This is a genomic window from Bacillus sp. FJAT-47783, from assembly GCF_022808615.1.
In the GTDB taxonomy this organism is placed as follows: Bacteria; Bacillota; Bacilli; order Bacillales; family Aeribacillaceae; genus Bacillus_BZ.
Genome location: NZ_JAKZKS010000010.1, coordinates 22965 through 39284 on the forward strand (window position 1 = coordinate 22965; position 16320 = coordinate 39284).

A 16320-nucleotide genomic window follows, 5' to 3' on the forward strand; every position below is an offset into this window, starting at 1 on the left:
TCATGTCCCGGAGGTTTGGAAACTATCCAACTTTTTTTTTTGAATTTACGCTTTAAACGAGAAGTGAAATTCCCCCATCTACGATAATCGTTTGTCCACGAATCATAAATGCTTGATCCGATACTAAAAATTCTACCGCATTGACTAAGTCCTCTTTTTCCACCATTCGACCAGCTGGTGTTTTTTCTTTTGCCTCGTTTAACAATTCTTCACGATTTGGAAAATGTGTCAGCGCATCTGTGTCGATTGCCCCTCCAGATACGGCATTCACTACGATGTTTTTTGGGGCAAGTTCAACAGCTAAATACCTCGTTAATGCTTCAAGTGCAGCTTTCGAAACTCCAACCGTTGTGTAATTTTTCAAATAACGAATTGAACCGAGGGAGCTGATGCTTACAATATGACCTCCTCCGCTTTTCTCCATTAATTTCGCTGCTTCTTGTGCGCAAAATAATAATGCTTTACTATTAATATCCATTGTCCAATCCCAATGTGATTCTTCTAGCTCCATAAGTGGACGAAGAACCCCTGATGCTGCGTTGTTTACAAAAACGTCAAGACGCCCAAACTCCTCTTCAATTTGGTGAAACAATTCTTTAACTTTTTCTGGCTTCCCAACATTCGCTTTCACAACTAAAGTTTTTACACCTAATTGTTCAATTTCTTTCGCCGTCTCTAAGGCTGCGCTTTTACTTCTCGCATAGTTTATGACAATGTTATACCCTCTTTTGGCTAACCGGATGGCAATTTCCTTTCCAATTCCCCGGCTACTTCCCGTAATAAGAGCTACTTTTTCCATTATTTTCATCTCCTTTGTGTGTTCAAATCGAATAGTTGATCTTATTGTATCAAAGAATAAAGTAAGGATTCCCCATAAACCTTGCGGGCAGTTAATCGTTATGAATGGAGGTACGCGTATGTACAATGGGCGTGACATGACCGAGTTATCGATGATGCCAAAAAATGAATGGAACGAGCAAGAGCTTGCCTATTTCCACCATGCACTTCAACAAATTATGCCTTATCTGAATGTCGAAGGGCAAACAATTCATCGAGAAATTATTGAAGAAATTGAAGCACGCGGTGGATTAAAAACGAAAGAATCCCGCTTTTCCCCTGAATTAAAAAGCTGAAACAAAGCTAGTTTGCACTAGCTTTGTTTTCATATTGCTCCTTAAACATTACATAAATTTTTTGATGTGAAACAGGAAAGGCATATTGCTTTAATTCCTCTTCACATACCTTTAGTATATTTTTCATTTGCCTGTCTTCTTTTATTTCACCGATAAAAACCGATATATTCCATGTTAAGTGGGAAAACACGTGCTCGATTGTTCCAATTAATTCTCCAATTTCTACGTCTACTTCATATTCAGTTTTAATAAATTGTTTTAATTGCTCTTTTTGCGACAGCATTCCTTGAATCGTTTCACAATTTGGAAACTCCCATAAATTTGCTAACAAACCTTGTGAGGGCCTTTTATGAATATAAAAATAATCTCCTTTTTTTAAAACTACAGCAGCCATTTGCACATGTCGATTTGATTTAGCTTTTGTTTTGACAGGTAATTCACTTTGGACTCCTTGTTCAAATGCCATACAATGTTCTCTTACAGGACATAAGAGGCAAGAAGGAGACGTTGGGGTACAAATCATCGCACCTAATTCCATTAAAGCTTGATTAAAAGAAGATGGGTCTTCCTTCGAAATAATGTTGTAAACAACCTCTTCAAAAATTTTTCTCGTTTTTGGTTTGGCAATGTCCTCCCAAATCGATAAAATCCTTGATAAAACACGCATAACATTCCCATCTACTGCTGGTTCAGGAATACTATAGGCAATGCTTAAAATCGCTCCCTTTGTGTAAGGACCGATTCCTTTTAGTTTTCCTAATTGTGTTGGATTATTAGGTACGATGCCCCCGTATGATTCATGTACCTCTTTCACAGCAGCATGTAAATTTCTAGCGCGAGAATAATAACCTAGCCCTTCCCATGCTTTAAGCACCTCGTCTTCTTCTGCGTTTGCTAAATCTTCAACTGTAGGGAATTTATCCATAAAACGATTAAAATAAGGAATGACTGTGTCAACTCGTGTTTGTTGCAGCATAATTTCTGAGACCCAAACTTTATACGGATCTTGACTTTTTCTCCAAGGTAAATCTCTTTTTTCTTTTTTATACCAACCGATTAGATCCATTTGAAATTGTTCTACCGGAAATCTATCCAATTTTCTTTCTAAAGCCTCTTCCATGGTTGAACCCCCAAAAAAGTTTTGCCAGTGTTAGTCGTTTTATGATTAAATGAGCATAAGGAAGAAAAAAATATGCTTTGTAGACGTTACTCGAAAATCTACTCATATCATGTTACATGAAATTCTCTATTTCATAAAGTGGGGGATTTCATCCATTTCCCAGTAAATTTCTATACTTTTTTAAATCTTGAGGATGTTGTAGGATTATTTGGAAGGTTTGGAATTGCCCGTTTAAATCATCTGTTTTTGGGGGTTAATGTATTGGATACAGGTACTCATGTTGTAATGGGGATTGCTTTAGGGGGAATTGCCACATTAGATTCTGCTGTTGGTCAACATGCGATAACGGCTGATGCTGTGTTGATTAGCACGATCATCGGATCGCAAGCCCCTGATCTTGACACGTTTTTAAAGTTTAAAAATAATGCTACGTATATTCGAAATCATCGTGGATGGACACATTCGATTCCTGCGATTATTCTTTGGTCCATTCTCATCACATTTTCAATATTCTTATTTATACCAGAAAGCAATCTCTTTCATCTTTGGCTTTGGACATTTATCGCTGTTTTTCTTCACGTATTTGTCGATATTTTTAATGGATACGGAACACAAGCGCTTCGCCCTTTTTCAAAGAAATGGGTTGCACTTGGTACGATTAATACTTTTGATCCAGTTATTTTTATCATGCATATTATCGGTATCGTCATATGGCTTTTAGGGTTTGATGCCGGCTATACCTTTTTAACGATTTATATCCTTTTAATTGGTTATTATATTGTTAAGCTTGTTATTCAGAGATCCGTTGTAAGAGCGGTCCATCAGCAAATAAATGAAGTAGAGGAAATTATTTTTAACCCCTCTATACAATTTTCAAGATGGACTTTGGCAATTAAAGCAAAAGATTACTTTTATGTCGTTCGAGCCAATAAAGGTGAACTAAAAATTCTCGATCGATTCGAACGAGTTCCTCTTCCAAAAACAGATATCATCGAGTCGGCAAAAAAGGACGCTAATATTCAAGCTTTTCTATATTTTTCACCGATGTATCGTTGGGAAATAGTTGAATTAAATGATCATATAGAAGTCCGCTTTATTGATTTACGATATCGGAGTAAAGAGTATTACCCGTTTGTTGCTGTTGTTCATTTAGATGAAGATCATAACATTCTTCGCTCATACACAGGATGGATTTTTAGTGAACAGCGATTACAAAAAAAATTAGACATGCTATAAGAAAAGTGCAAGGCGCTCTCCTATCGGCGACAAGCAGAAGAAAAGCATATGGCGCCTTGTGCTGAACACAAAAACTATGCACAAAGTTTATTCTTTCTTTTTAAAAAAGTAAGCCTAGCTTAACAAATGTTAAACTAGGCTTATTTCTTTATTCACTACTTTCATTTAAAAAGCGTTCATATTTCGGATTGCGCGCCACAAATTCATGCAATTTGTCACCATAATTGATAATCCATTGATGAACGATTTGTTCGGTCATTTGTTTTCCACGATATGTTTTACCAGCTTTTGCATAAGTCGTTTCAAAATCTTCCCATAATAGCTCAACCCACGTTCTTGCTTTGTTATGCGATAAATTGGGATTTTTCGCGATTAGTTCATTTGTAAGTCGTTCAAAATATTGTTCCATCCATTCTCACCTTTCAAGGAGATTTTCCTTTTTTATCTACTTATATAAAATGGAGCTAAAGTCATAATAATAATGCGCTTTTCTACAGGCGCAAGTGCTATAAATGGAGGGTGACAAGATGCGCAACAAAGCAAAAGGATTCCCGCAGCATGAAAAATTTGATGGGGAGCCGCGCGCAAAGGCTGAATTTGCATCGAAGCGTGCAAATAGAACGATAAATACGCACCCCGCTGAACGTATGAGAGCATCTGGCGAACGTGATAAACCATATTCGTAACTCGCATGAAACGAGAGGGGTTTTAAAAATGGGCTCTAATGAAAAAAAGAATTTCTATGACCAAATTTATTCTACTCCATTCCTAGGACCAAGAGCAAACCCAAAGCGTGCGCATCACCAAGTAAATGGTGAAACCCAGCAAACACAAGACTTGATCATTCTCGAAAATCAAACACGAAAACGTTCTTAATCGTAACGGACCATTCACAAGTTGTACGTGAATGGTCGTTATTATTTTATTATTTAATTAATAAAGAAATCGGCAATGCTTCTTCTTTCAATGGTGTTGATAGTCGATAGCCCCATGCAAATACACCGTTTAAATACTCTATTTTAAACTGTTCACCCGAAGATCCATCAATATTGTATATTTCTCCGGAATGAAAGGAGCTTGGATCTAATAAATACGCTTTTGCCATCGCAATTTTTCTCTCAAGAACAGCATATTCATTGACCATTCCTAGCTGCTCAGCTTTTCTTGCTTTTTCTTTCAATTGAGCGATTTCCGTATTCAACTCATATTTTGTCATGTCACTATAACGTTTTTGTTGCATGTTCTCGTCTCCCTTACCCTTCATCGAAGTTTAATTTAAGTATAAAATAGAACATGAACGAAACGCAAAAGAATAAGGAGGATTTCATAATATGTCTGCTATTATTATCACAGGTGCTGGAAGTGGATTAGGCCGTGAGCTTGCATTACAATATAGTAACGATTATGATCGTGTTATTTTAATCGGGAGAACGATAGAATCGCTTGAAAGAACAAAAAAAGATCTCGAAACATTACAAAAAAGTGCTTACATCTATACATTAGATATTACTGATTATAGCGCAGTGATGGAAGCAGCAAAAACGTTGAATGAAAAGTTTCAAATTAATTACTTAATCAATAATGCAGGGTACGGCTCTTTTGGACCTTTACATACTTTATCTGAATCAGACATACATAAAATGATAGACACGAATGTAAAGGGAACTATCTTTATGACAAAAGCTTTTTCACCTTATTTGGAGCAACAGCCTTCCGCTTCTATTTTAAACATCATTTCAACTGCCGGACTGCGTGGGAAAGTCAATGAAAGCGTTTATGTAGCCTCTAAATTTGCTGTAAGAGGTTTTACGGAAAGCTTGCAAAAAGAATGGAAAGGGACAACCATTCAAATTAAAGCAGCCTATATGGGGGGCATGGACACTCCTTTTTGGGATGAAAGTGATCATATAAAGGATAAAAATAGGCTTCGCTCCCCGAAAGCTGTTGCCGAAAAAATCAAACAATTAGATGATGGTCGGAACGAAATTATCATCGAGTAGAAAACGCTTGCCGTTTCCTACTCGATTTCATCTATATATCGCTCAATCAATTCGATTGAGAACCCTTTTCTAAATAAAGACTGTTTCAGCTTCTGCTTTTTTGTATATCCATCGAATCGATCATATCTTTTCATCGCCTTTTCCGCTTGTTTTATAAGTGCTCCCCATTCTTCATCACTTGATTGCTCTACTGGCATCATTTCTAGGACAGTTTGAATAATTTCAAAAGAAAAGCCCCTTCTTATAAGTGTTTCTTCTATCTTCTGTTTTAATTGGATAAAGGATAAGCGTTCCGTTTTCGATTGAAATTTTCCCGCTAATTTATAGGCAATATCGATTTGCATTTCTTTCGTAAACTGTTTTAATGCAGCCTTTATATAAGAAGGTTTCACCCCTTTTTCTTCCAACTCTTTTTGAATGACTATTGGACCTTTTTTATTGGAACGTATTTGCGTACGAACGTACAGAGAAGCATACTCTTCATCATTTACATAATTTTGACCTGTTAATTGCTTAATAACATCATCTACAATATGTTCTCCGACCTCTTTTTTTCTTAAATGGCGGCGTACTTCTTGCTCCGTTCTCATCTTAAAGCCTAAATATTCTATCGCTGAGTTGTATGCTTTTTTCGTTTCATCGCCAAACTGGATTTCAATCAGCTCAATATCATCAAGTTCTAAACCTTTACGTAAGCCAAACTTAACGAGTGTATCTTTATGAACACTAAATCCATATTCCTCTCCTTTACCTTTGTTCACGAAAATATTAAATCGATCTGAATTGTTTTTTTGCACTTCAATTTTTGTAATATACATCAATAACACCTCAAATCTATAGTAGCAAAATGTTTACTTCCTAATAAACAAGAGAAATATTTTTTTCAAAAAGGACGCAAGTTAAAAATAGCCATTTTTGGTGGGTCAGGTTTTATCGGAAATCATCTCATTTTTTGTATGAAAACTTTTCTTTCGTCGAAAATAGATAATGTTTGAAAAAAGAATGGAAAGGTGTTGTGCATTGTGGTTGATAAAAAGAAAAAACACGAGAAGAACAGAAGCAATTTATCAAGTGCTCAAGAAGTGACCTATTCAAGAGATTTTAAAATGGCTGACCGTGCTGGTGGTTACACTGATGGTGAAAAACACTAAATAAAAGCATGAAATCGTTACATATTGTAAACGATAATGGATGAACTCACCTTTAGAGTTCATCCATTTTTTAAGGGGGGAAATGTGATGGGTAGAACACATCATCATAAAAAACGTGACAAAAATAAAAATTCCTTGCCGCAAGTTCCTGAAGCGTTAAAAAACGAAACAGATGGCACATATGAAGAATATTCAAGAGAGTTAGCTGACCAAGCAGATATGGAAGCACAGGCACGAGCTAACGCAGCGAACCAAAGAGTTGTTCGAAAACGATTTAAAAAAGGGTAACAAAAGAGATGAATACGAAATGGAATTGGTGTTTTGATAAAGTGAAACTTCATTCAGTGAGGGTTTTTTCATCCCCCACTGAATGTTCGTCCCTACGGGATGACCTAAAGGCCCTTGTGACCCACAGGATGTGTGGGTTACATAGACGTGGCCACAGGACATGGCGCTCTTAGTCTGTGTTCTTTATGTTCGGACCTTTACGGTTAGTTGTCCCCCACCTATCTTCTTTGCTTAAAGACAGAATCTTGAGATGGGGGTCTTACTGCCCGTTTAGAGTGGGATAAAGTTTAAGGGAGCTGTGTAAAAAGTCCATTTTTGCGTAAAGCACACCAAAATTAAGACATCAAGAATGCTGTAAAATCAACATTCTTGATGTCTACTTTTTTTTAATTCGGGGCGTAAATACCACTTTTCGGACAGCCCCTTATGTTATGACCTTACTTGACCATTCCCTTTAATAACATATTTAGAAGACGTTAAAGCTGGTAACCCCATCGGTCCTCGCGCATGTAGTTTTTGCGTGCTGATGCCAATCTCTGCTCCAAAACCGAATTCAAAACCGTCGGTAAAACGTGTTGATGCATTGTGATAAACCGCTGCAGAGTCGACAAGTTGGAAAAACAATTGCGTATTTTCATCCGTTTCAGAAATAATTGCTTCTGAATGATGTGATCCGTATTGATTAATATGATCGATTGCCTCACGCACATCTTTTACAAGCTTTATTGCTAAAATATAATCTAAATATTCCGTTTCCCAATCTTCCTCTGTTGCTCGCTTTAAAGTAGGATACTGCTCATAAATTTGATCATCTACTCGTAATTCAATTCCTGCATCCCGTAAGCGATTAATTAATGTTTGTAAATGTTCCTCTGCCCAATTTTCTTGAACAAGTACTGTTTCAATCGCATTACAAACTGATGGCCTTTGAGTTTTTGCATTTAAAACAATTTCAAGTGCCATGTCTAGTTTCGCCGTTTCATCAATAAAAATATGGCAATTGCCGGCTCCTGTTTCTAGTACAGGAACGGTCGCATTTTCAATAACCGTTTGAATTAGTTTTTTCCCACCACGGGGAATGAGTACATCTAAATAATCGTTTAACTTAAACATTTTAGAAGCAGTTTCGCGACTCGTATCCTCTAAAAGTTGAACAGCTTCTGTTGGAAAATTTACTTTTTTAAGTGCCTCATGTATGACTTGTACAATGGCAATATTCGAGTGAAGAGCTGAAGTACTTCCTCGTAAAAGGACAGCATTTCCTGTTTTTAAACAAAGTGCTGACGCATCTACTGTTACATTTGGCCTCGCTTCGTAAATCATGCCGACAACACCTAAAGGAACACGAACTTTTTCAATATACAAACCATTCGGTCGTTCAATCGTTTCGACCACTTCATGAACAGGGTCTTGAATTGCTACTAAGTCTAACAACGCATCAGCCATTGCATGAATTCTCTCTTCATTTAACAAAAGACGGTCAAGTAATGACTCATGGAACCCTGCTTCTCGCCCCTTTTGTAAATCCTTTTCATTTTCCGTTAAAATGTAAGTGCATTGTTCGCGAAGCTCGCTTGCCATCGCTTTTAATGCTTCATTTTTCTCGTCTGTCGATTTTATCACGAGCGTTTGTGCAGCCATCTTAGCTTTTTTTGCTTTTTCTAAAAGTTCATTCATACAATCAGCTCCTTATCTTTACATGCTAATTTATCTCGATGAATAACTTCTGGATGTACACGTTTCGTTTTTTTCATCGCTTCACGGCTTGATAGTCCTTTAACCTTCTCTAACTCCTCTTTTGAATAGTTCACTTCCCCTTTACCAATTACTTGTTTTTGTCGATTTACAATTTGAACGACATCGCCTTGATGGAACAAACCGCTAGCATTTTTAATACCAGCCGGCAATAGCGACTTACCTTCAAATAAAATCGCTTGCTCAGCCCCATCATCCACTTCAATTTCCCCTTTAATCTCCGAATGTAGTGCAACCCATTGTTTTGAATTTTTGACGATGGATAAATGCGGATGACCAATATATGTTCCATCACCATTTCCATTTAACATAACTTCGATCTTATTTCGTCCATTTCCTTTTCCAATAAATACATTTACGCCTAAAGATAAAGCCGTTTGCGCCGCCAAAAGTTTTGATTTCATTCCACCTGTTCCAACTTTTGAACCGGAATCATTACTTAGCGAATGAATGAGCTCATGACTAATTTTCTGAACATAATCTAGCCGCTTTGCATTCGGATTATGTTTTGGGTTATCATCATAAAGCCCATTGATGTCTGTTAAGATGATGAGGGATTCGGCATGGACAAGACCGCTAACTAAAGCTGATAGCATATCATTATCACCGAATGTTAATTCCTCAATTGATACAGAATCATTTTCATTAATAATCGGCAATACCGAACGCTTTAATAACTCTTGTAACGTATTGTGAGCATTTTTGTATTGCTCCTTTTTCTGAAAATCCCCTCTTGTTAACAATAATTGCGCACATACCATTCCATGCTGTTTAAAGGCTTCTGTATAAGCTTGAATTAATAATCCTTGTCCAACTGCCGCAGCTGCTTGCTTCCCTTGAGTCGTTACTGGCCTTGAAGGATATCCTAACTGTTTAAATCCTGCTGAAACAGCCCCTGAAGAAATTAATACAACGTCATATCCAATATTTTTTAAATGAGCAATCGCTTCGACATGATCAATTAATTTTTCTTTTGAAAGCCCACCATTTACATCTGTCAAGGAACTACTTCCAATCTTGACAACGATTCTTTTCCCCACTTTTCCATCACCTCACCTTTTTGCTTTGATGTTTGTTCTTTCTCTAGATGAATTTTTTAAAGAAACAAAAAGACCCATATCATCCTTATCAAAAAAGGACGAATATGAGTCATAATCCGCGGTACCACCTTCATTAGTCTCACACTTTGTGAGACTCTCTTTACTTCCTGTAACGTAGGAAAACGGTTAGGTTATTAGCCTAACAGCTCAAGGGGTAGGTTCAATAGCTTTTTGCGGTGAAGCCTTTCAGCCCAATGAGCTTCACTCTCTTTCGCTTCAAGACATATTTACTGGCCCCTATCAACGCAATTTTGATAAGAAGTATTGGTTTTCATCTCAAAAGAGTTTTTTAAAAAAGCGTTAATTTTACAAAAATTATCGGGTATCTAATAAAAATTGTCAAGTTAAATTTTTTATGGGGACATCTCAAAATAATTGTAAAATATTATTTTTCCTTGAAATTAAAAATTGATACTTATCCACAATTTTCTGAATAATGTTGATAAATTGTTTATTCGTTATTCATACAATGACCTTTCATACACAAATTATGCACAATTATTGTGAATAAATATTCTGCAAATTCAGATTTTTGTGGATAAACGTGTTTATCCTTCTCTCCTTCTAGTTCATTCTTGTGGATATTTTCTACATGAGAAACCACCTATTGTGTATATTTTTTTAACGAAAAGAAAGAAGGGATACATAAAATCATTTTTCTTCAATAGCAAAGCGCTCATTCCTCAAAATCCTTCTAGCTATGTAGAAAACAACATTTATTTGTTATAATAAAAATACGAACAAATAATGTTAAAGGTGGAAATGAATGCAAACGTGGACAAAAGAAATTGACATTCGCGCACCGATCGAACAAGTTTGGGACCTATTTGATGGATCACTCGAAAACATGCAAAAAATTATGCCTCAAGTGGTTGAACATGAACCGGTTCATGTAACAGAAGAAATCGTAGGCTCTGTTTATCGTCAAAAGTATAGAGAAGGTAAACGTATGATGGAATATGATGTTATCACACACGAATACGAAAACAACCCCACTTTTAAAAAGCTAAAGGTAGGCTTTAATCTCGCAAACATGTTTGACATTACAGCCAAATATGAGCTAACTAAGCTAGATGAAAGTCGGACAAAACTTATATACACAGCAACGAACAAGCCGTTAAAATGGTTCATTAAATTATTCGTTATGTTTGCAAGTGACAAAGTCGTTGTTGAATTTGTGGAACGAGTTAAAAAAGTAGCAGAAGAAGATGCGACGGTTCAGTAAGGATAGGTTTACATTTATACAACATAAAATTCAAGTCGAAAAACGGTAATAATTCCCGTCTCACTTCAATGAGATGGGAATTTTATCGTTTGTTCACAAACGCTACCTCCTTTCCTCTTTAAGGAAAAACTCAATTAGAATATTCATCAATTTTCAAAAGTTCACAATATCTCCATTGCTATTAAAACGCTATCATTTATAATAAATGTAAATGTCAATGTTTTTCCATTACGATTTTTAGGGAGACAGTAAATGAAATTATTAGGAATTATTGCTGTTTTAATATTGTTGGTAGGTTTAATTTTGACGCTCGCTCTCTCTGGAAAAGGTGATAAGGACTACCATTCTGCGACAAAACGAAATGTGACGAATTTAACACTTATTTATGTTGCCCTTGGGGTAATATGTATCGGAATTGTCGCATTCTTAATCACTTAATTGTGGGGATCATAAAAAAACGTTTGGGTTTCCCCAAACGTTTTTTTGTTTATGCTGTTTGCTTCATACTTTTTTCACTGTTTTGTTTTGTTTTTACATACCCTGCAGCTAAAACGATAATGGTTAATACACCCATTATTATATATTCCATTGGACCATGAATGGTTAACACGTTTTGTAAATGTTTGTCTCCTATAATCATTTCACCAGCTGTCCAAGCTAAAATAGCAGAACCAGCATATGCAATCCAGCTATATTTTTCCATTAAACGAACAATTAGTTTTGAACCAAATATGATGATCGGAATACTGATGAATACACCTAATGCAATCATCCCAATGTTTCCATGAGCCGCTCCTGCTACAGCAATGACATTATCTAAACTCATGACAGCATCAGCAAGGATAATGGTTTGAATCGCTTTCGCTAAATTACGTTGAGATCGGATATTCGCTGCTTCTTCTTCTCCTACTAAAACTTTGTAGGCAATCCATAATAAGAGAATACCTCCGACCATTGTAACAAAAGGTATTTTTAATAAATAAACGATGATCGTTGCAAATAAAATTCGAAGTAATACAGCTCCAGCCGTTCCAAGTACAATAGCTTTATTTTGTTGGTCTTCCGGAAGATTACGTGTCGCCATTGCAATTACAACCGCATTGTCCCCAGATAAAATAATATCAATCGCAATAATTTTTAGTAAAGCAATGATTCCACCAGTGGACACAGCCAATCCTAAAACTTGAATAAAGTCCAATCGACTTCGCTCCTTTAACTCCTGTATATCTAAAAATCTTTTTATTTTTTAACCTAATCAATAGTTTATCTATTATTCTTTTTGAAATCAAACCCAACATTATGTAATGATAAGTAGAAAGCTCACTAATTATGGTTTAGTACCCATCTTTTTCTGATCATACCCATTTTTTATTTATCACTTTCTAAGGTTTTTTCATCACTTCTTCCTGTTTATTTACCGCTTTCTCTATTTTTTTCATCATTTCTCCAGTTTTTCTATCACTTTCTCAAATTTTTTCTTCACTTCCTCCAGTTTTTCCATCACTTTCTCTATTTTTTTCATCACTTAAATTTTAACGAGACTGTGTGCATTTAGAGACAAAAAACAGCCTCCATTATGGAGACTGCTTTCAAGTTTGATCAAATTAAATCACATCTTGTTTTTTATCTTTATTGTATTCCTCAACCCAATAATCTGCATTTTTAATTCCAAGTTTTTCAGGGTTAAAGACTGGATCTAATCCTTGACGCTTTTGTTCTTCATAATCTTTTAGAGCTAGGATGGCCGGCTTAGTTAAAATTAAGATGGCAAAAATGTTCAGCCAGACCATAAGTCCTAAGCCAATATCACCAAGTGCCCATGCTAAGTTCGCTGTTTTAACCGCTCCATAAAACGTTGCAGCTAATAAAACGAGTTTTAAAGCAAACATCGGCCATTTGCTGTTTCTTCCACGAGTTAAATATGCAATATTTGTTTCTGCAATATAGTAATATGCCATAATCGTTGTAAAGGCAAAGAAGAATAAAGCTACGGCAACAAAACCTGCACCAAATCCTGGTAAAATCGTTTCAATGGCAGCTTGCGTATAGCCAGGTCCTGCTTCAACACCCGCTAAGTTGTTTACTAGAAACGTTCCATCGGGTTTTTCTACATTATACATGCCTGTAAATAAAATCATGAATGCGGTTGCTGAACATACTAAAATTGTATCAATATAAACAGAGAACGCTTGAACTAAGCCTTGTTTTACTGGGTGAGAAACTTCGGCAGCGGCTGCAGCGTGAGGTCCTGTACCTTGTCCTGCTTCATTTGAATAAACCCCGCGCTTGATTCCCCAAGAAATAGCCAAACCGACAATTCCACCGAATGCAGAATCAATAGCGAAAGCGCTTTCAAATATTAGTCGAATCACGCCTGGTAATTCCGTAATATTCATGAATACAATGATAATGGATAAAAGTACGTACCCTAGTGCCATGAATGGTACAACGAATTGAGCAACATGTGCAATACGTTTAACCCCGCCAAAAATAATGAAACCTAAAAGAGCGACAAGTATAATACCCGTAACAGTTGGGCTAATGTCAAACGCATTTTCTAACCCTATCGCAATCGAATTCGATTGAATACCCGGCATTAATAAAGACATCGCTAAAAGGGCCGCAAACGCGAAAATCACTCCATACCATTTCCATCCAATTCCCTTTTCAATAAAGTAAGCTGGTCCCCCGCGGTATTCACCATCTTGCTTCACTTTATAAATTTGCGCTAACGTGGATTCGACATACGCACTCCCTGCGCCGATAAAGGCAATCATCCACATCCAAAAAACAGCACCCGGTCCCCCAAAGGCAATTGCAGTCGCAGTACCTGCAATATTACCAGTACCTACACGACCTGAAAGTGCGATGGATAAAGCTTGAAACGAAGATACTCCAGCTTCCGAGCTTTTTCCTTTAAACATTTGAACAATCATGTCCTTAACTAAGCGCACTTGTAAAAAACGAGTAATAATAGAAAAGAAAAGTCCTGCACCAAGCACTAAGTATAACATCGGCTGGCTCCATAAAATGCTTACAAGATTGTTGATAAATTGCTCCATCTTTTTCCTCCTTTTAATTGTCTGAATTTTACCCCTATTTAGAATTATAAATGATCGTTAAGTATTCTACAATAATCAAATAGGATTTTTTTATTAATGAAATTTTAACCAATTAGTATACTAAAATATTTATTAACTTTCCAAATTCATTTCCTTTTAAATGAAATGAAAAAAATGCTCTTATTTCTCTTTAAGTCATATCATAGTTCCTTGAAAGTCTATCTTTAGAAGTACAAAAATTCAACAAGGTGTAATTGTCGAGGTATACAATGAAGGATGTGTTTAAAATTCTATTCTCTTTCTTCTTGAAGTATTAGGATTATAGGTAAAATTATTATTGGGAGTTTTTACTCTTTTTTCGATCTCAAAATAAAAAGCTGAACGGCTAAAGTTCAGCTTTTTACCTTTTTATATACCGGATATCCAGTAATTTTTATATCTTTTCCAATTGTTAGAATTTCCATTTGATCAAGCTCAATGGCATCCGCCATTTTTAGAACACCTTCTCCCCCTAAAAAACTTGGGGCACCTTTTCCACCGACTAATTTCGGAGCAATATATAGCACAACTTTATCAACGAACCCTCCTGCTAAAAAGGATGCGTGAATTTCACCGCCACCTTCTATAAATAATGAAGAAATCGAATGTTCTCCTAGTATTTTTAAAACGTCTAACGGTTTCACTCTTTTTTCTTCGTTTGTAATAAAGACCTTTACGCCTTGTTTTTCAAGCTCCTCTTTTTTACTTGGATCATAGGATTTACTGGTAAAAACCCATGTTTCTGCTTGTTCGTCAGTCACAACATGGGACTCAATTGGAATTCGCAGTGTGGAATCCATTACGACTCGTAGAGGGTTTCGCCCATTTGGAATTCTCGCTGTTAAGTGCGGATTGTCTTTTATAACCGTGTTGGCACCGACAAGTATCGCTTGATGTTCATGACGAAGCTGATGCACATCGCTACGAGATTGTTCAGATGTAATCCATTTACTGTCTGATGTTACCGTTGCGATTTTCCCATCTAATGTACTTCCTGCTTTCATCGTAACAAACGGAATCTTATTTATAATATATTTGTTAAACACTTCATTCATTTTTTTCGCTTCTTCTTCACACACACCAACTGTAACATTAATCCCTGCTTCTTCTAATATTTTGACACCACGCCCTGAAACCATTGGGTTAGGGTCTAATGTTGCAATAACGACTTTTTTCACTCCTGCTTGTACAAGTGCTACCGCACATGGACCTGTTCTGCCAAAATGGGAACAAGGTTCTAGCGTTACATACGCTGTACTTCCTTTCGCTTTATCACCAGCCATTTTTAAAGCATGTATTTCTGCATGTGGTTCTCCCGCTTTTAAATGAGCACCAATTCCTACAATACGATTGTCATTTACTAAAACTGCACCTACTAACGGGTTTGGATCCGTTTGACCTTTCATAGCACGTGCATTTTCAAGAGCAAGCTGCATGTAAAAATCGTGACTTGCCATTAAACAAGCACCTCCTCTCCTAAATGCCCTGAGCGTTCAACTTTTGTTGTTAAATATTTTTCGTTAAATTCGGATACATCGCCCCATAAAGACATTCTTCCAGCGATATTCATCCCTTCATTACGTAAAGCTTTTAATTTTTTTGGATTGTTTGTAATAAGGGTAACTGGCTTTTTGCGAAGAGTCTTCATCACTGTGATCGCTTCACGATAATCTCTTACATCATCTTCAAACCCAAGATGGACATTCGCATCCACAGTATCATACCCGTTTTCTTGCAGAACATACGCCATCGCTTTTGAAAATAAACCGATGCCTCTTCCTTCATGGTTAGCTAAATAAAAGAGGGCACCTGTACCGTGCTCAACAATCATTTTTAATGATTGTTTCAATTGGAACCCACAATCACATCGCTTACTACCAAAAATATCTCCTGTATGACAAATGGAATGCATACGGACAAGCGCGTTTTCACTATGTTCAAAGTCTCCGTACACTAATACGCTTGATTGCTGTGCATCAGCAAGGTTCATAGATGAAAGTTGATGAATAAGAGTACGAGTATCTTTTACTACTTTATCGGTTTTCAGCCAATTATACCAACTAAAAATGACAGTCTCCCCATCTAGATTGATTGGTAGTCGAACAGGTCCTACTACATAAATGACTTCACCATTTGTTTGAATGCGTTGAATTTTATTTTCTAAAATTGTCACTACTTCATTATGAATTACTTTATCTTTCATTTAAACGA

General features: G+C 36.4%; 20 protein-coding genes and 1 other annotated feature. Of the genes, 9 read left to right on the forward strand and 11 right to left on the reverse strand.

Features of this window, described 5'->3' with window-relative positions; translation table 11 throughout:
• Positions 1-52 precede the first annotated feature (52 nt).
• Positions 53-799, reverse strand: coding sequence for an enoyl-[acyl-carrier-protein] reductase FabL (gene fabL / locus MLD65_RS09050; RefSeq protein ID WP_243291556.1), 747 nt, complete (start codon positions 797-799; stop codon positions 53-55).
• Positions 800-917: 118 nt separating this feature from the next.
• Here fabL and MLD65_RS09055 point away from each other — a divergent pair, with 118 nt between their 5' ends.
• Entirely contained in the window at positions 918-1133 is a 216-nt protein-coding gene (locus MLD65_RS09055) for a cytosolic protein (protein WP_243291557.1), read from the forward strand.
• Positions 1134-1140: 7 nt separating this feature from the next.
• Here MLD65_RS09055 and mutY read toward each other — a convergent pair whose 3' ends face one another.
• Positions 1141-2253: an A/G-specific adenine glycosylase gene (mutY, locus tag MLD65_RS09060; RefSeq protein ID WP_243291558.1), complete on the reverse strand. Its 1113-nt coding sequence runs from the start codon at positions 2251-2253 to the stop codon at positions 1141-1143.
• 261 nt (positions 2254-2514) lie between these two features.
• Here mutY and MLD65_RS09065 point away from each other — a divergent pair, with 261 nt between their 5' ends.
• Positions 2515-3489 carry a metal-dependent hydrolase gene (locus tag MLD65_RS09065; RefSeq protein ID WP_243291559.1) on the forward strand — a complete coding sequence of 325 codons (975 nt, stop codon included), beginning with the start codon at positions 2515-2517 and terminating at the stop codon, positions 3487-3489.
• Between the two features lie 148 nt (positions 3490-3637).
• Here the strand turns inward: MLD65_RS09065 and MLD65_RS09070 are convergent, their stop codons facing one another.
• Positions 3638-3898, reverse strand: coding sequence for a YfhJ family protein (locus MLD65_RS09070; protein ID WP_243291560.1), 261 nt, complete (start codon positions 3896-3898; stop codon positions 3638-3640).
• Positions 3899-4016: 118 nt separating this feature from the next.
• On the opposite strand from MLD65_RS09070, the gene MLD65_RS09075 reads away from it, so the two are divergent.
• Both MLD65_RS09075 and MLD65_RS09080 read left to right on the forward strand, forming a co-directional pair.
• Positions 4017-4175: a small, acid-soluble spore protein K gene (locus MLD65_RS09075; RefSeq protein WP_243291561.1), complete on the forward strand. Its 159-nt coding sequence runs from the start codon at positions 4017-4019 to the stop codon at positions 4173-4175.
• Between the two features lie 28 nt (positions 4176-4203).
• The gene (locus MLD65_RS09080; RefSeq protein WP_243291562.1) at positions 4204-4365 is read left to right on the forward strand and encodes a YpzG family protein; all 162 of its coding nucleotides are present in this window, start codon (positions 4204-4206) and stop codon (positions 4363-4365) included.
• Between the two features lie 49 nt (positions 4366-4414).
• Here MLD65_RS09080 and MLD65_RS09085 read toward each other — a convergent pair whose 3' ends face one another.
• The gene (locus MLD65_RS09085; RefSeq protein ID WP_243291563.1) at positions 4415-4729 is read right to left on the reverse strand and encodes a YfhH family protein; all 315 of its coding nucleotides are present in this window, start codon (positions 4727-4729) and stop codon (positions 4415-4417) included.
• 91 nt (positions 4730-4820) lie between these two features.
• Between MLD65_RS09085 and MLD65_RS09090 the strand changes: the two genes are divergently transcribed.
• Positions 4821-5489: an SDR family NAD(P)-dependent oxidoreductase gene (locus MLD65_RS09090; RefSeq protein ID WP_243291564.1), complete on the forward strand. Its 669-nt coding sequence runs from the start codon at positions 4821-4823 to the stop codon at positions 5487-5489.
• Between the two features lie 17 nt (positions 5490-5506).
• On the opposite strand, the gene recX is transcribed toward MLD65_RS09090, so the two are convergent.
• The gene (gene recX / locus MLD65_RS09095) at positions 5507-6307 is read right to left on the reverse strand and encodes a recombination regulator RecX (RefSeq protein WP_243291565.1); all 801 of its coding nucleotides are present in this window, start codon (positions 6305-6307) and stop codon (positions 5507-5509) included.
• A gap of 204 nt (positions 6308-6511) precedes the next feature.
• Between recX and MLD65_RS09100 the strand changes: the two genes are divergently transcribed.
• Both MLD65_RS09100 and MLD65_RS09105 read left to right on the forward strand, forming a co-directional pair.
• Positions 6512-6640: a YfhE family protein gene (locus tag MLD65_RS09100; protein ID WP_243291566.1), complete on the forward strand. Its 129-nt coding sequence runs from the start codon at positions 6512-6514 to the stop codon at positions 6638-6640.
• Positions 6641-6727: 87 nt separating this feature from the next.
• Entirely contained in the window at positions 6728-6928 is a 201-nt protein-coding gene (locus MLD65_RS09105) for a YfhD family protein (protein WP_243291567.1), read from the forward strand.
• 429 nt (positions 6929-7357) lie between these two features.
• Here MLD65_RS09105 and MLD65_RS09110 read toward each other — a convergent pair whose 3' ends face one another.
• Together MLD65_RS09110 and proB are read right to left on the reverse strand one after the other, a co-directional pair.
• Positions 7358-8605 carry a glutamate-5-semialdehyde dehydrogenase gene (locus MLD65_RS09110; RefSeq protein ID WP_243291568.1) on the reverse strand — a complete coding sequence of 416 codons (1248 nt, stop codon included), beginning with the start codon at positions 8603-8605 and terminating at the stop codon, positions 7358-7360.
• Entirely contained in the window at positions 8602-9723 is a 1122-nt protein-coding gene (proB, locus tag MLD65_RS09115) for a glutamate 5-kinase (protein WP_243291569.1), read from the reverse strand. The genes MLD65_RS09110 and proB overlap by 4 nt, the downstream gene beginning before the upstream one ends.
• A gap of 91 nt (positions 9724-9814) precedes the next feature.
• Positions 9815-10036: a binding site (T-box leader), on the reverse strand.
• Positions 10037-10549: 513 nt separating this feature from the next.
• On the opposite strand from proB, the gene MLD65_RS09120 reads away from it, so the two are divergent.
• Both MLD65_RS09120 and MLD65_RS09125 read left to right on the forward strand, forming a co-directional pair.
• Positions 10550-11008 carry an SRPBCC family protein gene (locus MLD65_RS09120; RefSeq protein WP_243291570.1) on the forward strand — a complete coding sequence of 153 codons (459 nt, stop codon included), beginning with the start codon at positions 10550-10552 and terminating at the stop codon, positions 11006-11008.
• A 252-nt stretch (positions 11009-11260) separates the two neighbouring features.
• Positions 11261-11446, forward strand: coding sequence for a hypothetical protein (locus tag MLD65_RS09125; RefSeq protein ID WP_243291571.1), 186 nt, complete (start codon positions 11261-11263; stop codon positions 11444-11446).
• A 49-nt stretch (positions 11447-11495) separates the two neighbouring features.
• On the opposite strand, the gene MLD65_RS09130 is transcribed toward MLD65_RS09125, so the two are convergent.
• The 4 genes from MLD65_RS09130 to MLD65_RS09145 form a co-directional block, all read right to left on the reverse strand.
• Entirely contained in the window at positions 11496-12206 is a 711-nt protein-coding gene (locus MLD65_RS09130) for a TerC family protein (RefSeq protein ID WP_243291572.1), read from the reverse strand.
• 406 nt (positions 12207-12612) lie between these two features.
• Positions 12613-14070, reverse strand: coding sequence for an alanine/glycine:cation symporter family protein (locus MLD65_RS09135; RefSeq protein ID WP_243291573.1), 1458 nt, complete (start codon positions 14068-14070; stop codon positions 12613-12615).
• A 392-nt stretch (positions 14071-14462) separates the two neighbouring features.
• On the reverse strand, positions 14463-15566 hold the full coding sequence (gene ribD / locus MLD65_RS09140; RefSeq protein ID WP_243291574.1) for a bifunctional diaminohydroxyphosphoribosylaminopyrimidine deaminase/5-amino-6-(5-phosphoribosylamino)uracil reductase RibD: 1104 nt from the start codon (positions 15564-15566) through the stop codon (positions 14463-14465).
• The gene (locus MLD65_RS09145; protein WP_243291575.1) at positions 15566-16312 is read right to left on the reverse strand and encodes a GTP cyclohydrolase II; all 747 of its coding nucleotides are present in this window, start codon (positions 16310-16312) and stop codon (positions 15566-15568) included. Before MLD65_RS09145 ends, ribD begins: the two co-directional genes overlap by 1 nt.
• Between the last annotated feature and the right edge of the window lie 8 nt (positions 16313-16320).